The 20,591-nt window shown below is 69.4% G+C and carries 17 protein-coding genes; 6 read left to right on the top strand and 11 right to left on the bottom strand.

What is annotated here, in order from left to right; translation table 11 throughout:
- Positions 1–57: 57 nt before the first annotated feature.
- The 5 genes from C441_RS09205 to C441_RS09185 all read right to left on the bottom strand — a co-directional run bounded on the left by C441_RS09205 (position 58) and on the right by C441_RS09185 (position 4,468).
- Positions 58–2,874: an aconitate hydratase gene (locus C441_RS09205; protein ID WP_007274859.1), complete on the bottom strand. Its 2,817-nt coding sequence runs from the start codon at positions 2,872–2,874 to the stop codon at positions 58–60.
- Positions 2,875–2,994: 120 nt separating this feature from the next.
- Positions 2,995–3,177, bottom strand: a complete 183-nt coding sequence (locus C441_RS09200) for a hypothetical protein (RefSeq protein WP_004970428.1) — start codon at positions 3,175–3,177, stop codon at positions 2,995–2,997.
- Positions 3,178–3,187: 10 nt separating this feature from the next.
- Positions 3,188–3,607 carry a DUF7539 family protein gene (locus C441_RS09195; protein WP_049920539.1) on the bottom strand — a complete coding sequence of 140 codons (420 nt, stop codon included), beginning with the start codon at positions 3,605–3,607 and terminating at the stop codon, positions 3,188–3,190.
- A gap of 101 nt (positions 3,608–3,708) precedes the next feature.
- The gene (locus tag C441_RS09190) at positions 3,709–3,969 is read right to left on the bottom strand and encodes a glutaredoxin family protein (RefSeq protein ID WP_007274857.1); all 261 of its coding nucleotides are present in this window, start codon (positions 3,967–3,969) and stop codon (positions 3,709–3,711) included.
- A 73-nt stretch (positions 3,970–4,042) separates the two neighbouring features.
- A complete protein-coding gene (locus C441_RS09185; protein WP_004970423.1) occupies positions 4,043–4,468 on the bottom strand; it encodes a CopG family ribbon-helix-helix protein in 426 nt (141 codons plus the stop codon).
- Between the two features lie 261 nt (positions 4,469–4,729).
- On the opposite strand from C441_RS09185, the gene C441_RS09180 reads away from it, so the two are divergent.
- Together C441_RS09180 and C441_RS19895 are read left to right on the top strand one after the other, a co-directional pair.
- A complete protein-coding gene (locus tag C441_RS09180; RefSeq protein WP_004970421.1) occupies positions 4,730–5,227 on the top strand; it encodes a DUF7344 domain-containing protein in 498 nt (165 codons plus the stop codon).
- Positions 5,228–5,405: 178 nt separating this feature from the next.
- The gene (locus C441_RS19895; RefSeq protein WP_007274856.1) at positions 5,406–5,573 is read left to right on the top strand and encodes a hypothetical protein; all 168 of its coding nucleotides are present in this window, start codon (positions 5,406–5,408) and stop codon (positions 5,571–5,573) included.
- A gap of 42 nt (positions 5,574–5,615) precedes the next feature.
- On the opposite strand, the gene C441_RS09175 is transcribed toward C441_RS19895, so the two are convergent.
- The 5 genes from C441_RS09175 to mutS all read right to left on the bottom strand — a co-directional run bounded on the left by C441_RS09175 (position 5,616) and on the right by mutS (position 12,836).
- Positions 5,616–6,260: a DUF6663 family protein gene (locus C441_RS09175; RefSeq protein WP_007274855.1), complete on the bottom strand. Its 645-nt coding sequence runs from the start codon at positions 6,258–6,260 to the stop codon at positions 5,616–5,618.
- A 70-nt stretch (positions 6,261–6,330) separates the two neighbouring features.
- Positions 6,331–7,287, bottom strand: coding sequence for a bifunctional 2-dehydro-3-deoxygluconokinase/2-dehydro-3-deoxygalactonokinase (kdgK1, locus tag C441_RS09170; protein WP_049920538.1), 957 nt, complete (start codon positions 7,285–7,287; stop codon positions 6,331–6,333).
- A gap of 86 nt (positions 7,288–7,373) precedes the next feature.
- A complete protein-coding gene (locus tag C441_RS09165) occupies positions 7,374–7,676 on the bottom strand; it encodes a hypothetical protein (protein ID WP_049920537.1) in 303 nt (100 codons plus the stop codon).
- Positions 7,677–7,845: 169 nt separating this feature from the next.
- Positions 7,846–10,080 carry a DNA mismatch repair endonuclease MutL gene (gene mutL, locus C441_RS09160; RefSeq protein ID WP_007274852.1) on the bottom strand — a complete coding sequence of 745 codons (2,235 nt, stop codon included), beginning with the start codon at positions 10,078–10,080 and terminating at the stop codon, positions 7,846–7,848.
- The gene (mutS, locus tag C441_RS09155; RefSeq protein ID WP_007274851.1) at positions 10,077–12,836 is read right to left on the bottom strand and encodes a DNA mismatch repair protein MutS; all 2,760 of its coding nucleotides are present in this window, start codon (positions 12,834–12,836) and stop codon (positions 10,077–10,079) included. Before mutS ends, mutL begins: the two co-directional genes overlap by 4 nt.
- 296 nt (positions 12,837–13,132) lie before the next feature.
- Here mutS and C441_RS09150 point away from each other — a divergent pair, with 296 nt between their 5' ends.
- The 3 genes from C441_RS09150 (at position 13,133) to C441_RS09140 (ending at position 18,715) form a co-directional block, all read left to right on the top strand.
- Positions 13,133–14,299 carry an ABC transporter substrate-binding protein gene (locus C441_RS09150; RefSeq protein ID WP_268237516.1) on the top strand — a complete coding sequence of 389 codons (1,167 nt, stop codon included), beginning with the start codon at positions 13,133–13,135 and terminating at the stop codon, positions 14,297–14,299.
- Positions 14,296–16,767 carry a methyl-accepting chemotaxis protein gene (locus C441_RS09145; RefSeq protein ID WP_007274849.1) on the top strand — a complete coding sequence of 824 codons (2,472 nt, stop codon included), beginning with the start codon at positions 14,296–14,298 and terminating at the stop codon, positions 16,765–16,767. The genes C441_RS09150 and C441_RS09145 overlap by 4 nt, the downstream gene beginning before the upstream one ends.
- 289 nt (positions 16,768–17,056) lie before the next feature.
- Positions 17,057–18,715: a methyl-accepting chemotaxis protein gene (locus C441_RS09140; RefSeq protein WP_007274848.1), complete on the top strand. Its 1,659-nt coding sequence runs from the start codon at positions 17,057–17,059 to the stop codon at positions 18,713–18,715.
- A 558-nt stretch (positions 18,716–19,273) separates the two neighbouring features.
- Here the strand turns inward: C441_RS09140 and ubaA are convergent.
- Positions 19,274–20,086, bottom strand: coding sequence for an SAMP-activating enzyme E1 (ubaA, locus tag C441_RS09135; RefSeq protein WP_007274847.1), 813 nt, complete (start codon positions 20,084–20,086; stop codon positions 19,274–19,276).
- Between the two features lie 134 nt (positions 20,087–20,220).
- Here ubaA and C441_RS09130 point away from each other — a divergent pair, with 134 nt between their 5' ends.
- The gene (locus tag C441_RS09130) at positions 20,221–20,577 is read left to right on the top strand and encodes a rhodanese-like domain-containing protein (RefSeq protein ID WP_007274846.1); all 357 of its coding nucleotides are present in this window, start codon (positions 20,221–20,223) and stop codon (positions 20,575–20,577) included.
- Positions 20,578–20,591 lie beyond the last annotated feature (14 nt).

The following is a 20,591-nucleotide window of genomic DNA, read 5'->3' as shown; positions in this document are numbered from 1 at the left end:
GCTCCGAGTCGGTTCCTCGACTCGGTTTTCCGACTCGGCCCTTCGATTTCCCCCGATTCAGTTCTCGGTCAGGAGGCGACGGAGCACGTAGTGGAGGATGCCGCCGTTTTCGACGTACGTCACCGCGGCGGGGGTGCCGACCTGCGCGGTCACGTCGAACTCGATTTCGGTCCCGTCGTCCCTCGTGGCGACGACGGTCAGTTCGTCGTTGACTTCGAGGCCGTCGTCGAGGCCGCGGATGTCGAACTGCTCGGAGCCGTCGAGGCCGAGCGATTCCCACGAGTCGCCGTCTTCGAACTGGAGCGGGAGGACGCCCATGCCGACGAGGTTGTCGCGGTAGATGCGCTCGTAGCTCTCGGCGATGGTCGCGCGCACGCCGAGGAGGTCCGTCCCCTTCGCCGCCCAGTCGCGGCTGGAGCCGGTCCCGAACTCGACGCCCGAGAGGACGACGAGCGGGGTTCCCTCCTCGCGGTAGCGCTGGCTGGCCTCGAAGACGGTCGTCTCCTCGCCCGTCGGGTGGTGAATCGTGTAGCCGCCCTCCACGTCGTCGAGCATCTGGTTTTCGATGCGGACGTTGGCGAACGTCCCACGCATCATCACCTCGTGGTTGCCGCGGCGGGAGCCGTAGGTGTTAAAGTCCACGGGGTCGACGCCGTGGTCCACGAGCCACCGGCCGGCCGGGAGCTTCGACCCGAACGGCCCGGCGGGGCTGATGTGGTCGGTCGTCACCGTGTCGCCGAGCGTCAGGAGACAGCGGGCGCCCTCGATGTCGGAGACGCCGGGTTTCTCCAGCGGGAAGTCCGTGAAGAACGGCGGCTCGCGGATGTAGGTCGAGTCGTCGTCCCAGTCGTACACGTCGCCGGTCGGCGCTTCGAGCGCCTCCCAGCGCTCGTCGCCCTCGAACACCTCGGCGTACTTCTCGCGGAACATCGACGGGTCGACGCTGTCGTGGATGGTCTCTCGAATCTCGTCGGCGTCCGGCCAGATGTCCGCGAGGTAGACGGCGTTGCCCTCGTCGTCGGTGCCGAGCGGGTCGGTTTCGAGGTCGATGTCCATCCGCCCGGCGAGGCCGTAGGCGACGACCAGCGGCGGGCTGGCGAGGTAGTTCGCGCGAATCTTCGGGTGGATGCGCGCCTCGAAGTTGCGGTTGCCGCTGAGGACGCTCGTCGTCCACAGGCCGTGTTCGTCGATGGCGTTCTCGATGGGTTCCGGGAGCGGCCCGGCGTTGCCGATACAGGTGGTACAGCCGTAGCCGACCACGTCGTAGCCGAGCGCTTCGAGGTGCGGGAGCAGGTCGGCCTTCTTCAGGTACTCCGTGACGACGCGGCTCCCCGGCGCGAGGCTCGTCTTCACGTACTCCGGCACGTCGAGACCCTTCTCCAGCGCGTTGCGCGCGAGCAGGCCCGCGGCGACCATGACAGAGGGGTTCGAGGTGTTCGTACAGGACGTGATGGCGCTGACGACGACGCTCCCGTGGCCGATTTCGACCGTCTCGCCGCCGAGGTCGACCTCGACGCGCTTCGTCAGCTCGCCGAGGTCGGGTTCGTCGGGGGCCGCCTCGGGCGTCTCGGTCAGCGTCCCGCCGTCACCCGCGAGTTCGCCGTCGGGGTCGCCGCCCCCGCCCTCGCCGAGCCAGCGGGTGATTGCCTCCTCGTCCACGTCGGCGACGACCTCCTCGAACTCGCCGTAGAGGAGGTTCCGGAAGTGCGTCTTCATGTCGCCCATGGCGACGCGGTCCTGCGGGCGCTTCGGTCCGGCGAGGCTCGGTTCGACGGCGGAGAGGTCCACGTCGACCGTCTCCGTGTACTCGGGGTGTTGCTCGCCGAAGAGGCCCTGCGATTCGAGATACTCGCGGACGAGTTCGATGTGTTCGGGTTCGCGGCCCGTGAGTTCGAGGTAGTCCAGCGTCGCCTCGTCGACCGGGAAGACGCTGATGGTCGACCCCTGTTCGGGGGCCATGTTGGAGATGGTCGCCCGGTCGGGGACAGACAGGTTCCCCACGCCGGGGCCGAAGAACTCGACGAAGCGGTCGACGACGCCGACCTCGCGGAGCTGTTCGGTGACGTGCAACACGAGGTCGGTCGCGGTCGCGCCCTCCGGCAGTTCGCCGTCGAGTCTGACGCCGACGACCTCGGGGAGCTTCATCGTGATGGGCTGGCCGAGCATCGCCGCCTCGGCCTCGATGCCGCCGACGCCCCAGCCGACGACGCCGATGCCGCCTATCATGGGCGTGTGGCTGTCGGTGCCGACGAGCGTGTCGGGGAGGAGCCAGCGGTCGCCGCGCCACTCGCGGTCGTGGACGACGCGCCCGAGGTGTTCGAGGTTCACCTGGTGGACGATGCCCGTGCCCGGCGGGACGACGCTGAAGTTGTCGAAGGCGTTCTGCGCCCACTTGAGCGCCTTGTAGCGCTCGGCGTTGCGCTCGTACTCCAACTCGACGTTCTTCTCGTAGGCGTCGGGCGAGCCGAAGAAGTCGACCTGCACGCTGTGGTCGATGACGAGGTCACACGGCACCTCGGGTTCGACGAGCTTCGGGTCCTTGCCGGCGCGGTCGGCCGCCGACCGAAGCGCCGCGAGGTCGACGACCGCGGGCACGCCCGTCAGGTCCTGTAACACCACGCGAGACGGCGTGAACGGGACTTCGACGTTCGGCACGTCCGGCTCCCACGAGGCGGCGTTTCGCACGTCCTCCTCGGTGACGATGTCGCCGTCGACGTTCCGCAGTACGGACTCCAACAGGATGCGGATGCTCACCGGGAGTTTGTCGAGTTCGCAGAGGCCCTGTTCTTCCAGTACGGTCAGGTCCGCCATCTTGTACGTGGTTCCGTCGTGTTCGAACTCACGGACGGCGTCCAGCGTATCTCCATCACTCATAGTCGACCGTTAGGGTCTCCGGGGGCTTGAATACGGGACTCGTTCTCACGGCGTCGGAATCGAGGCGAACCCGGGTCGAGTCGGCGATATCTGGGACTCTGGAGAGGGTGCCGCCGGGGTTCACCGAGACCGCGGGCGGGACTTCCCCAGTTCGCCCGCGACGATGACGCCGCCGTGTTCGAGAAGCGAGTGCGAACAGTCCCAACAGCTGTACCGAAGGTCGTGGCCGCGGGCGACGACCACGTCGGCGCGCTCGCCGCACCGATAACAGGTCCGGTGGTCCGCCGGGTGGATGACGCGCATCGGCCTCGGGCTACTCCTCCGGGACGGCCGCGACCCCGACGAACTCGTTGACCTCGTCTTGGACGTACCGGCGGACGCGCTCGCAGTAGTCCCACAGGAGGTCGTTGAACTGCTCGCGCTCGGGTTCGGTCAGGCTCTCGCCGCCCCGCGACCACGACGCCGGAATCTCGGAGTGACGGGTGCAGACGACCGAAATCGGGTGGTTCTTCGGATGGCCCATGACGACGGCGTACTCGTCTGTGCCCCAGAGCCCGTCGTCGCCGTCGCCCGCGAGTTCCGCGTCCACCTCGTCGAGAAGCTGTCGCTCCTCGGCCGTGACGGCGGCGTCGTCGCCGGCGAACAGCTCGCGGTACGCCCGGTCGCGGGCCGTGTACGTCCATCCATCGAGCCGCTCCCGCGCCCCTCGGAGGAGTCGTCTGTCAGCTTCCATGCGTATCAGAAGGTGCGCCGAGGTGATAGTCGTACGCCCGCCTCGAAGCGCGCGACCCCGGCGTCGTTCGTCGCCGTCGGTGACGGCGCGGACGACGCCGCTCACTCCCGCGCGGCGGTCAACTTCTCCCTGAGTCGGTCGGCGTCGACGCGGAACTTGAACGCGGGCCGGCCGTCGACGTAGACGTACGGCACGCGCTCGCCGTACTTCTCGCGGAGTTCCTCGTCGGCGTCGACGTTCACGAGGTCGATATCGACCGGGACGTCCGCCTCCGCGGCGACCTCGCGGACGGTCGCTTCGGCCTCGTCGCAGAGGTGGCACTCCGTGCGCGTGTAGATGACGATGGGGACGGCGTCGCTCATCGCTCGATGTCGCCGCCGCGGCCTGTTGAGTCTTCTCGTCGGCGTCGTCTCCGGCGGCGTTTGTCCCGACCCGTCAGTCCTCGACGATGCCCGTGAACTCGTCGACCGGCATCACCGAGTAGTCGACGCTCAGGGTGTCGCGGGTCGCGCGAATCTTCCCGACGAACGTCGAGATGTCCGAGAGCTGTCCTTCGAGGACGAACAGCTCCATGCAGTAGTGGTTGCCGACGTGGTTGTGAAAGTTCGACTTCACGAGGCCCTCGTACTCGTGTCGCAGGCCCATCATCCGCTCTTCGACGGCGGTCGTCTCGTAGTCGAAGATGACGGTGACGACGGCCATCAGCTCGCGGTCTTCGAGCTTCTTGTCCTCGAACTCGCCGAGGAGGTTCCGGGCGGCCTCCCTGACGACCTCGCTTCGCCCCGTGTAGCCGTGCTCGCCGGCGAACGAGTCGATGCGTTCCAGAAGCTCCTCCGGCATGGAGACGCTGACGACGGTCATATATTAACTCCGGCAGGAATTCCTATTAAAGATTCGTATCGTCCCCCGAATCGGCTCCGCTCGCACCGCGACGGGGGAACGATGTTGCAAGTATCTGTTGGCCGGTTCTCGGCCGCCGTCGGTCGCCAATGCGCCCCGAAACCCCGGCTGACGGCGGTTCCGTCCGGGTGTTCCGTCGCCGTCGGCGTTTTCGATTCCGATACCGGAGGCGAACTGTTGATATAGGAGAAGCGACCAGTCACAAACCGATCGAATCCTCGTATGGCGACAACATCCGAACCCGGGCTCTCCGAGACGCGAATTCACGAGGTACTGAGTAACGACCGCCGGCGGATGGCCATCGAGTTCCTCCAGGACGGCGACCTGACCCTCCGCGAACTCTCGGAGCGCATCGCGGAAGCCGAGACCGGGGAGTCGCCGCCGCCGCGAAACATCCGACAGAGCGCCTACGTTTCGCTACAACAGACCCATATCCCGAAGCTCGTCGAACTGGACATCGTGCACTACGACGAGGAGTCGAAGGTCGTCTCGTTGGCCGAGGCGGGCGACGTGACGGTCTACATGGAGGTCGTCCCCGAGGGCGAACTCTCGTGGAGCGAGTACTACGCCGCCCTCGCCGCGCTCGGCATCGTCCTCATGATTGCCGTCGTCGTCGGCGTCCCCGTCATCTCGGCCGTCGGCGCGCCCGGTCTCGGCTCGCTCGTCTTCGCCGTTCTCGGCGGCTCCGCGGTCTACCAGCGCTGGTCCCAAGAGGACTGACGCGCTCCGTCGCCCCGCTTTCCTGTCGCGTCTCCAGTCCCCGGCGCTTCGCAACCGACCCGGTCCGCCACGACCGACCCGGCGCTCTCCCGACCAGCGACCGCTCGACGCACGGAGACGCCCCGGCGGCGACGCCCGGCGGCGTGACAGTTAGGTTGTCTCCGCCACGACTGGGCGTATGCACGACTCGGCCGACCCGGACGGGCCGCCGACGGTCTGCGGCGAGTGCGGCGCGAAACACTCGTTTCGGCGGCGGTACGTCACCGGCGGCGGCTGGCGAACCGTCTACCGGTGTTCCGAGTGCGGGTCCCGCGCGCCGAGCGACGCCGACGACGGTCCCGCGTGAGCCGCGGCGGTCGCCATCAGCCCGCGCGACTCGCGGGGCGCGTCAGCAGTAGGTGTCGCGCATCGTCCGCGCGAACAGCCCCTCGCGGTCGAGCGCGATGGCGACGAGGACGAACTCCTCGTCGAGGGGGCGCAGGACGAACACCTCGCGGGGCGCGTCCGGCGCGTCGGTCTCGTCGTCGAGACGGTCCAAAAGCGGGTCCAGCGGGACGACGCCGTCGCCGAACTCGTCGAACAGGTCGCGCGCGCCGGGCTGTTTCGCGAAGACGTAGAGCACGGCGTTCGGGTCGCCGTCGGTGCCGTAGGTGACGCGCGAGCCGATGGCCTCGCCGTCGCCGGTCGCCCGCCACGTCTCGCGGGCGGCCTCGAACAGCCCCGTCGCGGCCCCGACGAACCGGAAGCGGGTCCGGTCGCGGACCGTCACGGCCGCAAAGCGCGGGTCGCCGTCCTCCCAGCGCAGGGTGGCCTCGATTTCGTTTCCGGATTCGAGCGCCGAGACGCGCTCGGCGAGGTCGCCGCCGTAGCCGGTTTGCGGCACGTACGTCGGCGAGTAGGCGTCGTCGGCGTCGGTCTCGACGGCCGGGTCGGTCCAGTCGATGCGCTCGTCGGGGAGTTCGAGCAAGAGGAGTTCGTCTCCGTCGCGCGGACTGCGATAGACCCGGAACCGGCCGGTCGTCGTGACCTCCATGTCCGCGGCTACTGGGCGGACGGAAATACGCCTGCCGGTCGGCCGTCCGGTCGTCGGGACGCCCGTCGGCTCACCGCGAGATGCCGTCGCCCTCGTCGGCGACGACGCGCTCGACGTCTTCGGGGTTGACGACGGCGATGTCGCCTTCGACGGTCCGCTTGAACGACGCCGTCGCCGAGGCCCACTCCAGCGACTCGGCCACGCTTCCGCCGTCGAGGTGCTTCGCGAGGTAGCCGCCGACGAACGCGTCGCCGGTGCCGATGGCGTCGTAGGTCTCGGCCTCGTAGACGCCCTGTTCGAACACCGCGCCGTCGGACACCGCGAGCGACCCCGCCTCGCCGCGGGTGACGACGACGGTCTCGATACCGTAGTCCTCGGCGAGTCCGCGGGCGACGGACTCGGCGTCGCCGTCGCGCCCGAGGACGGTCGCCGCGTCGCGCTCGGCGGCGAAAAGCAGGTCGATGGAACCGAGCAGGTCGCGGTAGGCCTCGGCCGCCTCGTCGGGCGACCAGAGCTTCGCCCGGTAGTTCAGGTCGAAGGCGGTCATCGTCCCGGCGTCCTGCGCCGCGTCGAGCACGTCGGCCGTGGTCTCGCGGAGCGTCTCGGAGAGCGCGGGCGTGATGCCGGTCGTGTAGCACACCTCGGCGTCGCGGACGGCGTCGAGGTCGAACTCGCCAGCCTCCAGCGTCGTCACGGCCGCGTCGGCGCGGTCGTAGACGACGTTCGTCGGCCGCGGGGCCGCCCCGTGTTCGAGGTAGTAGACGCCCTGTCGGGAGTCGTCGGCCCAGACGACGCCGTCGGTGTCGACGCCGTGGCTCCGGAGTTCGCCGACGATTCGCCGGCCGAGCGGCGAGTCGGGGAGCTTCGAGAACCACGCGGCGTCCCGTCCGAGTCGGGCGGCGGCGACGGCGACGTTCGACTCCGCGCCGCCCGCCTGCACTTCGAGTTCGCGGGCGGTTTCGAGTCGCTCGCCACGCGGCGGCGACAGCCGAAGCATCGTCTCGCCGAAGGTCACGAGTGCTGTCATGGACGGCCGTTCGCGGGCGCGATATAAACCTCCGGCGTTGCCGACGAGGTTCGCGCCCGCGGCCGATTCGGTCGCCCCGCGCCCGCTCACGTGGCGGTCAGCCGCCGGACGAGGTAGATGAACGCGATGGGGATGCTCAGGAACGGGACCGCCACGAGGTAGTACACGGGCGAGGGAACCCAGTCGCTCTCGCGGGCGAGGTCGAGTCGGTCGGCGTAGAGCGCCAGCGGGCCGACGATTACGGCGGCCGCCGTCCCGTAGAGCCGAATCGCCTGCCCGACCGCGTCGGCCCACGGCGGCACGCTCGGCCCCGTCGCCGCGGTGAAGAGATACGAGACGACGAGCACCAGCGGCCCGAAGCAGACGCCCAGAACGACCAGCGGGTTCATCGCCTCCATTGTCTCGGTGCCCCGACTTGAATCCTCGCCGCGGCTATCGGTTCCGAGACTCGGGGCAGGGCGGCGAGACCAGCGCGACGAGACGGCCGCGCCCGCCCGACCTGCCCCAACTCGACCCGACCCGACCCGACCCGACCCGACCCGACCCGACCCGCTCGGGCTACTCCTCGCGCCGCCGCCCGCCGTGGCCGGGGTAGTCGCGCTCGAAGCGCGAGGCGATTTCGTCGCGGTCGAACTCGACGATGACCGGACGCCCGTGCGGGCAGGCGTAGGGGTTCTCGCAGTCGTCGAGCGCCGCGAGCAGGTCGAGCACGGAGCCCTCCCGAAGCGACGTGTTGCCAGTGATGGAGGGGTAACACGCGAGGTCAGACAGCAGTTCGTCGGCGACGGCGTCGACGGTCTTCCGGCCGCCGTCGACCTCCTCGCGGACGAACGCCGTCAGCGCGTCGCGGAGCAGGCCGGGGTCGAGCGCGGCGTCGAACACCGCCGGGACGGTCCGCACCGAGACGGTCCGCTCGCCGGTTCGCCCGGCGTGGAAGCCCACCTGCGCCAGCGCCTCGCGGTACTCCTCGAACAGCGCCGCCTCGCGCGCGGTGAGTTCGAGTTCGACCGATTCGGCCAGCGCCTGCGTCGGCGTGTCGCCTTCGACCTCGCCTTTCAGGCGCTCGTAGTTCACGCGCTCGTCGGCGGCGTGCTGGTCGACGAGCACCAGCCCCTCGTCGGTCTCGGCGACGATGTAGGTGTCCGCGAGTTGGCCGATGATTCGCATCGACGGGAGCGAGTCGAACGCCGGCGAGAGGTCCGCCTCCTCGCCCGAGAGGTCGCGCTGGGTCGTCGGCGCGGCGATTCGGGAGCGGCGGCTTCGGGGTTCTTTCTCGTCAGTACCCGGTTCGACCGACGAATTTGCGTCCTGCGCCGCCTCCGGTTCAGTCTCGTCGTCGGTCGAAAGCGACGACTGCTCGGTCGTCTCCGGCCCCGGCGCGAGGTCGTACTCGCGGGGCGGCGTCGGCGGCGTGGACGATGGCGGGTCGGTCGCTCCGGACGAGTCAGCAGGCGTCTCGGCGGTCGGACCGTGCGAGCCGTGGTCGCCAGCGGGACTGTCGGCGTCGACGCCCGCCTCCCGTTCAGTTGCAGTCGTGGTGTCCGGGTCGGCGTCGCGGGTCGCGGTCGCGTCCGAGTTCGCCCGAGGGCCCGACTCGTGGACCGCTCGGTCCTCCCGAGCCTCCCGCGCCGACTGCACGTCTCGCGCTGACGTGGGTTCCGCATCGCCTGATTCGCCGTCCGAATCCGACTCTCGGACCTCGTGTGGGTCCAACGAGGCCGCGTCGTCGCCCGACGAACCGGGTTCGATGGCCGCTTCGTCGGCTTTCGACCGCCCCCGCGGGGCCGACGACCGGACGAGACCGTGACTCAGGAGGGCGTCTTCGACCGCCTCGGTCACGTCGCGCCTGACGCCGGACTCGTCGTCCCAGCGGACCTCCATCTTCCGCGGGTGGACGTTCACGTCCACGGCGTCGGGCGCGACCTCGACGAACAGCACCGCGAAGGGGTAGCGGTCGGCGTCGAGTTGGCCGCCGTAGGCGTCGAGGACGGCCTCGCGGAGCACGCGGTCCGTGACGTAGCGGTCGTTGACGAACGTCGAGAGGTAGTCGCGGGTGCTCCGTGTCGTCTCGGGGTGGCTCACGAGCCCCGAGACGGCGACGCCGGGGGCGTCGTGGTCCACGGGCACCATCGACTCGGCGACTTCGCGGCCGTACACCGAGAGCACGGTCGATTGCAGGTCGCCGCGGCCCTCGGTGGCGAACACCTCGCGGTCGTCGTGTTCGAGCGAGACGGCCACGTCGGGGTTGGCGAGCGCGTAGTGGGTGACGACCGCGTTGACGTGGTCGAACTCGGTCGCCGTCGTCTTGAGGAACTTCCGGCGGGCGGGCGTGTTGTAAAACAGGTCGTCGACCTCGACGACGGTCCCCTCTGGACAGCCGGCGGGTCGAACCGACTCGACCTCGCCGCCCTCGTATTTCAGCTCCGTGCCCACGTCGCCGCCGCGGGGCTTCGACCGGATGGTCAACCGCGACACCGCGCCGATGGTGTGGAGCGCTTCGCCGCGGAAGCCGAGGGTGCCGACGCCGGCTTCGAGGTCCTCGATGTCGCCGATTTTGCTCGTCGTGTGCTCGCGGACGGCCAGTTCGAGGTCTTCTTCGCTCATGCCGACGCCGTCGTCGCGGATGCGGACGCCCTCCACGCCGCCGGCGTCGACGGCCACGGAGATGCGCGTCGCGTCCGCGTCGAGGCTGTTTTCGAACAGCTCTTTGACGACCGAGGCGGGCCGCTCGACCACCTCGCCGGCGGCGATGCGCTGGATGGTCTTCTCGTCGAGCTGTTTGATGTCGCTCATTCGCCGTCACCGCCGTCGAGTTTCGACTGCCACGCCTGCACCTTCGCCATCAGGTCCAGCGGCGACGTGGCGTTCACGTCGGTCGATTGCAGTTCGTCGAGGACGGCTTCGGTCTCCGGGTCCAGCGCGGCCTCGGACTCGGCCTCGGTCCCGGCGTCGCCCGCCTCGGACTTCGACTCGACGGCCGCGGCCGCGTCCACCGAGCCGTTGCCCGCCGCGTCGTTGCCAGTCGCGCCGTTCGCGGGCGCGCCGGAGCCGGCCGAATCGCCGCCAGTCCCACCGACTTCGGCGACGTTCATCTGCCCGCTTCCCACGTCGAAGACGGCCTGTACGGGTTCCGACGACCCGGAGCCTTTCGCCTCGATGGCCTTCTCCTCGCGGAGTCGGTCGAGCACGTCGCCGGCGCGGTCGACCACCGGGCGCGGGACGCCCGCGAGGTCGGCGACGTGAATCCCGTAGCTCCGGTCGGTCGGGCCGTCGACGACGGTCCTGAGGAACGTCACGTCGCCGTCGCGCTCGTCGGCCGCGACGTGGACGTTGGCGACGCGGTCGAGGTGGTCCGCGAGGCTCGTCAGTTCGTGGTAGTGCGTGGCGAACAGCGTCTTCGCGCGCACCTCGTTGTGGAGGTACTCGGTGGCCGCCCACGCGATGGAGATGCCGTCGTAGGTGGCGGTCCCGCGGCCCACCTCGTCTAAGATGACGAGCGAGTCCTCGGTCGCCGAGTGGAGGATGTTGCTCAGCTCCTGCATCTCGACCATGAACGTCGAGCGGCCCTGCGCGAGTTCGTCCAGCGCGCCGACGCGGGTGTAGATGCCGTCGACGACGCCGACGGTGGCGCTTCGGGCGGGGACGAAGCTCCCCACCTGCGCGAGGAGCGTGATGAGCGCCGCCTGCCGCATGTACGTCGATTTGCCGGACATGTTCGGCCCGGTGACGATGAGGAAGCCGCGGTCGTCGTCCATGCGGAGGTCGTTCGGGACGAAGTCGGTCGTCGTCTCCACGACCGGGTGGCGACCGGCCTCGATGTCGAGCGCCCCGGCGTCCGTGAGTTCGGGACGCGTCCACCCGTTGCCGGCGGCGTGGGTGGCGAGCGACGCCAGCGCGTCGATTTCGGCGATGGTCCGGCCCACGTCCTGTAAGAGTTCGGCGCGCCGGGCGACGCGCTCGCGGAGGTCTTCGAACAGTTCGTATTCGAGGTCGCCGCGGGCCTCTTCGAGCCGGAGAATCTCGCGTTCCTTCTCCTCTAACTCCTCGGTGACGAACCGCTTGGAGTTCTTGAGCGTCTTTATCTGCCGGTAGTGATCGGGCACTTGGTCCGCGACCGACTTGCCGACCTGGATGTAGTAGCCGTCGGTCTTGTTGCGGTCGACGGTGACGTGCGAGAGGCCGTGGGCCCGCTTCTCGCGGTCGGCGAGCGTGTCGAGCCACGACTTCGCCGACTCGTGGCGCTCGATGAGGTCGTCGAGGTCGTCGTCGTAGCCCTTCTGGAACAGGCCGCCTTGGGTGACCGTCTTCGGTGGGTCCTCGGCGAGCGCGTCGGCGAGTTCCGCCCTGAGGTCGGCCGCGGCGTCTCGGTCGGGCCGCGCGACGACCTCCGCGAGCGGGGAGTCCGCGAGTTCGGTCCCCTCGATGGCGTCGGCGAGGGCGGGGAGCACAGAGAGGGTGTCGCGGACCGAAAGCAGGTCGGACGCGCGGGCGCTCCCGGACGCCGACCGGGAGGCGAGTCGTTCGAGGTCGTACGCCCCGTCAAGTACCTCGCGGACGCGCTCGCGGGCGAGGGCGGCCGACGCGAGCGACTCCACGGCGTCGAGTCGTCGGGCGAGTTCGTCGCGGTCGCGTCGCGGGCGGGTCAGCCACTCGCGGAGGAGGCGGCCGCCGGGCGAGGTGACGGTGTGGTCTATCGTGTCGAAAAGCGACCCCGAGCGGTCGCCGTGCATCGTCTCGATGAGTTCGAGGTTGCGCTGGGTGGTCGCGTCGAGTTCGAGCAGGTCCGAGGGGTGGTAGACCTGCAGGCGCGTCATCGACCGGAGGACGCCCGCGCCCGTCTCCTCGACGTAGGCGAGGACGCCGCCGGCGGCGCGAGTCGCGAGGTCGGAGTCGAGGCCGACGCTATCGACCGTGGACGCGCCGAACTGCTCGCGGACGGCGTGGCGGGCGCGACCCGGCGCGAACGCCTCGGTGGAGAAAAGCGAGAAGGAGGCGTCGGTGGCCTCGCGCAGGCGCGAGAGCGTCTCGTCGTCGCTCCGCAGGTCCGGACCGGGGAGGACCTCGACGGGGGCAAAGCGGTAGAGTTCGGCCGCGGCGTCGTCGACGGTCGCGGCCTCGGTGACGAGGAACTGGCCGGTGGTGATGTCGGCGAACGCGAGGCCGACGCCGTCGCCGGCGGTCACGACGGCCGCGAGGAACTGCGCGTCGGCGCGCGACGTTTCGAGGAGCGTCCCCGGCGTGACGACGCGCTTGATTTCCCGGCGGAGGTCGCCGGACTCGGTCTCGTACTGGTCGGCGACGGCGACCCGGTAGCCGCGCTCGACGAGCGCCTTGAGGTAGGGCGTCAGGTCGTTCAGCGGCACGCCCGCCATCGGGTACGACGACCCGTGCGAGGACTTCTGGGAGACCGTGAGGTCGAGCTCGCGGCCGACCGTCTCGGCGTCGTCGGCGAAGAACTCGTAGAAGTCGCCGCACTGCATGGCGAGCAGGTCGGCGTCGGTCTCCTCTTTCAACGAGAGGAACTGTCCGACGATTCCCTGAGTAGTCATGTCCGCACGTGGGCGGGCCGGCGGATAAAACGCTACGATGCCCCGTCCGTCGGGAGTGCGCGCGTCCCGAAATCCGACCGCCCGACGCGCCGACCCGACGTCGTGTCGTATGGTAGCACATCCACGTTTCGTGTTCGATGTTGGACAATCGTCCCAAAAATACAGCGTATGATAATCGGCGGCCCAAAATTATATACGGGAGTTGTCTCGGGCAATCTGTGACAGTCAGGCACCATAGACGAACGTTTCTCCGCGCGGCCGCCGGCGCGGTGGGGCTCGGCTCGCTCGCCGGGTGCGTGGGGACGTTCGGAACGGAGTCCGGGGAGCCCGTTCGATTCGGGGCGATGTTGCCCGTCAGCGGGTCGCTGGAGCAGGTGGGAACGCACGGCAAGCGCGCCGCCGAGCAGGCGGTCGAGGACATCAACCGGGCCGGCGGCGTGCTCGGGCGGCCGGTCGAACTGACCACCGTGGACACGGAGGGGTCCGCGTCGGTCGCGACCGACGGCTACACCTCGCTGGCCGACGCGGGCGTCGTCGGCTTCGTCGGGGGCCTCGTCAGCGACGTGTCGCTCGCGCTCGCTCCGAAGGCGGCCGACGACGCCGTCATGGAGATGAGTCCGGCGAGCACGAACCCGCGGCTCTCGGACGCCGGGCGCGCCGACGGCCGGAAGTTCTTCGGCCGGACCGTCCCGAGCGACAGCCTGCAGGCGACCGCGATGGCGAAGATTCTCGACGCGACGCAGTACGCCGACGCCGACCGGGTCGCCCTCCTCACCGTCGACGGGGCGTTCGGCTCCGACCTCGGCACCGCGCTCGGCGACCAACTCGACGCGGAGGTCGTCACCGAGGTCAGCTACGACCCGAGCGCGGCGGAGTTCGGCGGCGCCGTCGACGAGGCGTTCGCCGACTCGCCCGACGCGGTCGGCTTCGTCAGCGTCCCCGGACAGGAACGGGGCGTCCTCGACGCCTACGGCGCGTCCGACCACGAGGCCCCGTGGGTCTTCTCGGCGGGCATGTTCGACGGCGAGATTCCGCCCTACTACGAGGGCTTCTACAGCGCCTCGCTCTCGTCGGTTCGGACGGACGGCTACTTCCACCTCACCCAGCGGCTCTCCGACATCGCGCCGCTCCAGCCCTACGCGGCGAACGCCTACGACGCCCTGTTCCTCATGGCGACGGCGGCGGAGTACGCCGGCGAGGCGTCGGGTCCGGCCATCGCCGACGCCCTACAGGCCGTCTCGGGCGGGACCGGCCACACGGTCTCCGTCGGCGAGTTCGACCGGGTTCGGACGCTCGTCGACGCCGGCCGCGAACTGAACTATCAGGGCGCGTCGAGCGGGGTCGACCTCACCGACGCGCTCGAACCGCTGAGTTCGTACCTCGTCGAGCGGGTCCGCAACGGCTCGGTCGAGCAGGTCGAACTCCTCCAGCGCCAGTTCTTCGAGTCCGGAGGTGGACAATGAACCCGTTTTCGCGGCTGACGAGCCTGCTCGAACGGGCGCTTCCGAACGTGATTCGCCGGCGCTACGCGGCGAAGTTCGGGGTCGTGCTCCTCCTCATCGCGGTCGTCATGGGCGGCGCGGGCGCGTACATCCACTTCGACACGAAGTCGGTGGTCGAGTCGCAGACCGAATCGCAGATTCGCGGCGCGGCGGCGACGGAGGCGAAGTCGGTCTCCGACTGGGTGACTTCGAAGGAGTCGACCGTCTCGTTCCTCGCCGAGTCGCTCGCCGACCAGCCGGCGGGAACCTCGGCGGCCGACCACCAGCGGTGGCTCGAAGGGAAGCTCATCCAGCTCTCCGGCGACGTTCGCTCGCTCCACTACGTCGACGCCGACACCGGCGCGGTCGTCGCCAGCACGACCGACAGCGCGACCGGCCAGTCGCTCGACTCGCTGTCCGCGCCGTGGGCCGACGACGCCGCGGCGCTGGCGTCGGGCCAGTCCGTGACCGTCTCCGCGCCCTACGAGTCCGGCGGCGAGCCGGTCGTCGCGTTCGCCGCGCCCGTCTCCGGAGCCAACGGCGCAGTCGTCCTGACGGCGTCGCTCGAAGCCGGCTCCCACCAGTTCGAATCGCCCTACGCGACCGGCGACACCAAGGTCGTCACCGAGTCCGGGACCATCCTGTTCGACAACCGCAAGGCGTCTATCCTCGACGAGTACGCGGCCGCCGACGGCTCGTCCGTCGAGGCCATCGACGCCGCGCTCTCCGGGCAGACCGGCTACGAGGTCGTCTCCGCCCGCACGGGCATGGAGCCCGGCGAGTACGCGATGGCGTACGCGCCCATCACCGGCACCGACTGGGTGCTCACCTACCACGTCCCGGCCGACCGGGCGTTCGCGCTCCAGTCGCAGGTGACGACGAACGTGATGTTCCTCGTCGCCTTCGCCGTCGGCGCGCTGTTCCTCGTCGGCGCGACCATCGGTCGCGGCACCGCGCGGTCCCTCTCGGTCGTCGCCCGCAACGCCGACGACATCGCCAACGGCGAGGTCGACGGCGACCTCCCGAACACCGCCCGCGTCGACGAGATGGGCCGGCTGTACGACTCCTTCGAGTCGATGCAGTCGTACCTGACGACGGTCGCCGGGCAGGCCGAAGCGCTCGCGGACAAGCGCTTCGATGATCCCGTCCTCGACGAGGACATCCCGGGGTCGTTCGGCGAGTCGATGGGCCAGACGCACACGGAACTGGAAGCCCTCATCACCGAACTCGAAGCGAAGGCCGCCGAGTTCAGCGAGACGATGGCCGACGCCGCCGACGGCGACCTCACGCGCCGGATGTCGGAGGACGCCGACAACGACGCGATGAACGAGATGGCGCGGTCGTTCAACGACATGGCCGACGAGCTCGAAGCGACCGTCGCGGAGGTCGTCGAGTTCTCCGAGACCGTCGCCGCGGCCAGTCAGGAGGTCACCGCGAGTTCCCAGGAGATAGAGCGCGCGAGCCGACAGGTCAGCGAATCCACGCAGGTCATGGCCGAGGGCGCGCACGAACAGCGCGAGAACCTCCGGCAGACGACCGGCGAGACGAGCAACCTCTCTGCGACTATCGAGGAGGTCGCCTCCTCGGCGAGCGAACTCGAACAGACGGCGCAACACACCCTCGAAGCGAGCGAGGGCGGCCACGAGGCGGCCGCCGACGCCATCGACACCATCGAGACCGTCGAGGCGCAGACCCGCCGGACGGTCGACCGCATCGAGGACCTCGAAGGCGACATGGCCGAAATCGGCGACATCGTCGAACTCATCACCGACATCGCGGAGCAGACGAACATCCTCGCGCTCAACGCGAACATCGAGGCCGCCCGCGCGGGCGAGGCCGGCGAGGGCTTCTCGGTCGTCGCCAACGAGGTCAAGGAACTCGCCGGCGAGACCAAGGCCTCCGCCGAGGAGATCGAGGCGACCATCGAGGAGGTCCAAGCGAAGTCCGCGGCGTCCGTCTCCGAGATGCGCGAGACCCGCGACGCCGTCGACTCCGGCGTCGACGCGGTCCAGACCGCCCGCGACTCGCTGGACACCATCGTCGAGAACGTCCGCGAGACGACCGACGGCGTCGACGAAATCAGCCGGACCACCGACGAGCAGGCCGCCTCGACCGAGGAGGTCGCGTCGATGATGGACCGCGTCTCGGATATCAGCGACGAGACCGCCGAGCGCGCCGAGTCGGTCGCGGCCGCGGCCGAACAACAGACCGCCTCGCTCAGCGAGGTCTCCGACGGCGCGGACCGCCTCGCCACCCAGTCCGAGCGGCTGATGTCGCTCGTCTCCGAGTTCACCGTCGACCACGACGCCGCGGACCGCGACGACGCGCTCGCCGACTCCGACGGCGCTTCGGTCGCCGACCTCGACGCGCCGGCGACTGACGGCGGCCTCGACGGTGACGCCCCCGACCGCACCGGCCGCACCGACGACGACACCGACCGAACCGACTGACGCCGCGACCGCTCCGCCAAAGCGCGGCCGCGCGGCCGTCTGAACCACTGTCCCCCGACTCGGCCCTTCCACCCTCGTTTCGACTCTCTCTGGTTTCCCGTTCGGCCCTTTCCGGTTCCGGTTCGACTCTCCCTGGTTTCCCGTTCGACTCTCCCGCGCGACGACCGCATTTCGGGACCGTCCGTTTTCCACGCCCGCCGCCGGAGTGTACCGGTTCTGTACCACCACAGAATCAGTGTTGATACTCAGGGACGTAGCGTTATACCGGCAATCGCCGTGGGGTAGACGTATGGACCTGCTTTCGCGACTCGCGGCGCTGGTCCCGGGGGCCGGGGCTCGGACGCGGACCGACGGTGGCGCACAGGCTGACGAACGAGGGACGGTCGCGGCGGCGGCCGAGCAGTTGCACACCGGTGCCCTGCTCGACGGCGTGGGGATGCCGGTGTTCGTCCTCGACGCCGACGGGCGGGTCATCGCGTGGAACGACCCGATTACGACGCTCACGGGCGTTCCCGCGGCGGAGGCGCTCGGGTCGGACCACGTGAGCGAACTGTTCTACCCGGACGGCCGGCGGGCGAAGACCCTCGCCGACAAGGTGCTTGAGGACCCGCAGGGTGCCGACGTGGTCCACGGCCTCGACGTGGTCGACGAGGCCCGGCGGCTCTACCGCGACACCAGCACGATGACGGACAGACACGGCGCGGAGCGCCACATCGCCTTCACCGCCCAGCCGCTGTTCGAGGGCGACGAACTGGTCGGCGTGGTCGAGGCCGTCCACGACCGGACCGACGCGGTGGAGAAACAGCGGGCCTCGGAGGCGCTCGTCGAGGAGGTCTCGACCACCATCGGGAGCCTCACCGCCGGCGACCTCTCTGCCCGGGCGTCGTTCACGGACGACCGCGGCGTCCTCGACGACGAGACGCTGGCGGTCGTCTCGGACCTCAACGAGATGGCGACCCGGTTCGACCGCCTCGCCAGCGAGGTCGATACCACGACCGCCGACCTCGGCGGGGCGATTCAGCGGGCCGCGACCGCCGCGACCGACATCGAGTCGCAGGTCACGGAGCAGGCGGACCTCCTGTCGACGGGCGCGGAGGAGATGCAGGAGCTGTCGGCCAGCATGGAGGAAATCGCGGCCACCTCCGACGAGGTGGCGTCGGCGGCGAACCAGGCCCGCGTGGCCGCCGAAAACGGCCACGAGGCCGGACAGAGCATCCGGACCGCGACCGACCAAGTCATCGACATATCCGACGAACTGCTCGACAGCGTGACCGAACTGCAACAGCGCATGGGCGTCATCGAGGAGGTCGTCGAGGTCATCGCCGAGGTCGCAGACCGGACGAACCTGCTCGCGCTCAACGCGAACATCGAGGCCGCCCGCGCGGGCGAGGCCGGCGAGGGCTTCTCGGTCGTCGCCGACGAGGTCAAACAGCTCGCGAACCAGACCCACGAGCACACCGAGGAAATCGCCGACAGCATCGCCGAGATTCAGGAACAGGCCGACGAGACGGTGCTGGCCTCCGAGCAGTCCCACGAGCAGATTCAGGTCGCCTCCGGCGAAATCGAGGACGTGCTCGCCTCGCTCTCCGAAATCGCCGACGCCGCGGACTCCGCGGCCAACGGCGTCACCGAGGTCGCCCGCGCGACCGACTCGCAGGCGACGAACATCGAGGAGGTCACGAGCACGATTCAGACGGCCCGAGAGCACGCGACCGCCGCCGAGTCGTCGACGACCGACATCACCGACGCGACGGCCGACCAGACGGTCGCGCTCGACGCGCTCGCCGACCGGGTCGACGCCCTCGTCGGCGGCGACGCCGCGGCGGTCGAGGAACTGGACGCGATGGACTTCGACGACGTGGCCGACGGCGGGGACGCCGACTCGGTTCGCGCGGCGACCGACGGCGGCTCGGACGACGAGCTCGGCGGGTTCCAGTTCGACCGGTAGCGCGTCTCCCGTGGCGGTGATTCTGTTGGTGTCCTCAGCGACTGATCGTTTGCTGAGGCCGTGCTGAATACAGCGCGCGAATCTACCGGTGATGCTTTCGAGAGAGCGGGTATCTCGTTGCCAGTCGTAGGTAGACGGGTTACTGGCATGGAAGACGTTACCGTCGGTACACGGGCCAGGTTGGGAGACCCAGACGAATCCACCGACGTTTCACGACGAGAGATATTCGAAACCGAGGATGCCATCGTGGTTCAGTCGCGGGTCGCCGGTGGAGTCACAACCGGATGGCATCACAACGGTGACCGCCACGTCTACGGGTACGTCGTGGTTGGTCACTCCGTTCTGGAGTACGGACCGGCCGGTCGGGAATCGGTCGAACTCGACGCAGGCGACTTCGTGTACGTCCCGCCGCACACGATTAGGCGAGTGGTGAACCCGCCTACTGGGGAGTGGATTATCGCCATCAGATTCGTCGGCTCTGGACCACCTGCCGTATCCGTTGATGGCCCCCAGTCGGGTGTCGAATCGCGGAGACGCTCTGCTGACTACGCGCCCTCCTCAGTCGAGGCTGATTGCACAGCTCTCGACGTAGTCGATGTCCTCGATGGAGTCGACGCCGCCCTCGCCGCAGACGGGGCACTCCGGGTTCTTCCGGTACGGCACCGTCTCGAACGTCATGTCCATCGCGTCGTAAAACAGGAGCCGGCCGTCGAGCACCTCGCCCTCGTCGAGGAGGAGCTTCATCGCTTCAGTCGCCTGAATACAGCCGACCGTGCCGGGGAGGACGCCGAGGACGCCGGTCGTCGCGCAGTCGGGGACGGTCCCCGGTTCGGGCGCTTCGGGGAACAGACACCGGTAACACGGCCCCTCGGGGACGAGCGTCGTCGCCTGTCCCTCGAACTTGTATATCGCGCCGTGGACCAGCGGGATTCCCTCGAATCGGCAGACGTCGTTGAGCAGGTAGCGCGTCGGGAAGTTGTCCGAGGCGTCGACCACCACGTCCGCGTCGGCGACGACCTCGTGGACGTTCGACTTGTCCACGCGGGCCTCGACCGGTTCGACCGACACGTCGGGGTTGAGCCCGCGGACGAACGCGGCGGCGCTCTCTGCCTTCGGCGTCCCCACGTCGTCGTCGCGGTGGATGACCTGCCGCTGGAGGTTGCTCCGCTCGACAACGTCGTCGTCGACGACGACGAGTTCGCCGACGCCGACCGCCGCGAGGTACTGGATGGCCGGCGCGCCCAACCCGCCCGCGCCGACGACGACGACCCGCGCGGAGAGCAGTCGCCCTTGGCCCCCGGGGCCGACCTCGTCCATGATGATGTGCCGCGAGTAGCGGTCCAACTGGGTGGCGTCGAGTGAGAGCGTCATATCCCGAGGTTGGCGTCGCCCCAGAATAAAGCCGCGGCACGGGCGCGCCCGCTTCTCGGACCCGAACCGTCGCCGCTGGCGACGACATCGCCGGAAGCGACGCGCCTTTGACGCTCCGCCCGCTCACGTCGGGTATGGTCGCCGAGACGACGCCCGACGAACTCCGCGAGAAACTGGCCGACGACGACGATGACCTCGCCGTCGTCGACATCCGAGACCCCTCGTCGTACGCGTCCGGTCACATCCCCGACTCGGAGAACCTCCCGGCGGCGACGCTCGGCCCCGAGGTGTTCGACCGCGAGTGGCCCGCCGAGGTCGTCGTCTCGTGTTACGTCGGCAAGAGTTCGAAGCAGGTCGCCTCGGTGCTGGACAGCAACGTCGACGCCGACGTGTCCAGCCTCCGCGGCGGCTTCGACGCGTGGGACGGCGCGGTCGAAGACGGCTCCGAAAGCGAGGGCGAGGCGGACCTCGGTCCCACGTCGCCGTTCTGAGTCGCCGACGAATT

Source organism: Haloferax sulfurifontis ATCC BAA-897 (assembly GCF_000337835.1).
GTDB classification, from domain to species: domain Archaea; phylum Halobacteriota; class Halobacteria; order Halobacteriales; family Haloferacaceae; genus Haloferax; species Haloferax denitrificans.
This window is presented reverse-complemented; position numbering and strand designations above follow the sequence as displayed.

Excerpts from the sequence above, each read along its gene's own strand:
- C441_RS09205 (WP_007274859.1), bottom strand. The coding sequence starts at position 2,874 with ATGAGTGATGGAGATACGCTGGACGCCGTCCGTGAGTTCGAACACGAC.
- C441_RS09200 (WP_004970428.1), bottom strand. The coding sequence starts at position 3,177 with ATGCGCGTCATCCACCCGGCGGACCACCGGACCTGTTATCGGTGCGGC.
- C441_RS09195 (WP_049920539.1), bottom strand. The coding sequence starts at position 3,607 with ATGGAAGCTGACAGACGACTCCTCCGAGGGGCGCGGGAGCGGCTCGAT.
- C441_RS09190 (WP_007274857.1), bottom strand. The coding sequence starts at position 3,969 with ATGAGCGACGCCGTCCCCATCGTCATCTACACGCGCACGGAGTGCCAC.
- C441_RS09185 (WP_004970423.1), bottom strand. The coding sequence starts at position 4,468 with ATGACCGTCGTCAGCGTCTCCATGCCGGAGGAGCTTCTGGAACGCATC.
- C441_RS09180 (WP_004970421.1), top strand. The coding sequence starts at position 4,730 with ATGGCGACAACATCCGAACCCGGGCTCTCCGAGACGCGAATTCACGAG.
- C441_RS19895 (WP_007274856.1), top strand. The coding sequence starts at position 5,406 with ATGCACGACTCGGCCGACCCGGACGGGCCGCCGACGGTCTGCGGCGAG.
- C441_RS09175 (WP_007274855.1), bottom strand. The coding sequence starts at position 6,260 with ATGGAGGTCACGACGACCGGCCGGTTCCGGGTCTATCGCAGTCCGCGC.
- kdgK1 (WP_049920538.1), bottom strand. The coding sequence starts at position 7,287 with ATGACAGCACTCGTGACCTTCGGCGAGACGATGCTTCGGCTGTCGCCG.
- C441_RS09165 (WP_049920537.1), bottom strand. The coding sequence starts at position 7,676 with ATGAACCCGCTGGTCGTTCTGGGCGTCTGCTTCGGGCCGCTGGTGCTC.
- mutL (WP_007274852.1), bottom strand. The coding sequence starts at position 10,080 with ATGAGCGACATCAAACAGCTCGACGAGAAGACCATCCAGCGCATCGCC.
- mutS (WP_007274851.1), bottom strand. The coding sequence starts at position 12,836 with ATGACTACTCAGGGAATCGTCGGACAGTTCCTCTCGTTGAAAGAGGAG.
- C441_RS09145 (WP_007274849.1), top strand. The coding sequence starts at position 14,296 with ATGAACCCGTTTTCGCGGCTGACGAGCCTGCTCGAACGGGCGCTTCCG.
- C441_RS09140 (WP_007274848.1), top strand. The coding sequence starts at position 17,057 with ATGGACCTGCTTTCGCGACTCGCGGCGCTGGTCCCGGGGGCCGGGGCT.
- ubaA (WP_007274847.1), bottom strand. The coding sequence starts at position 20,086 with ATGACGCTCTCACTCGACGCCACCCAGTTGGACCGCTACTCGCGGCAC.
- C441_RS09130 (WP_007274846.1), top strand. The coding sequence starts at position 20,221 with ATGGTCGCCGAGACGACGCCCGACGAACTCCGCGAGAAACTGGCCGAC.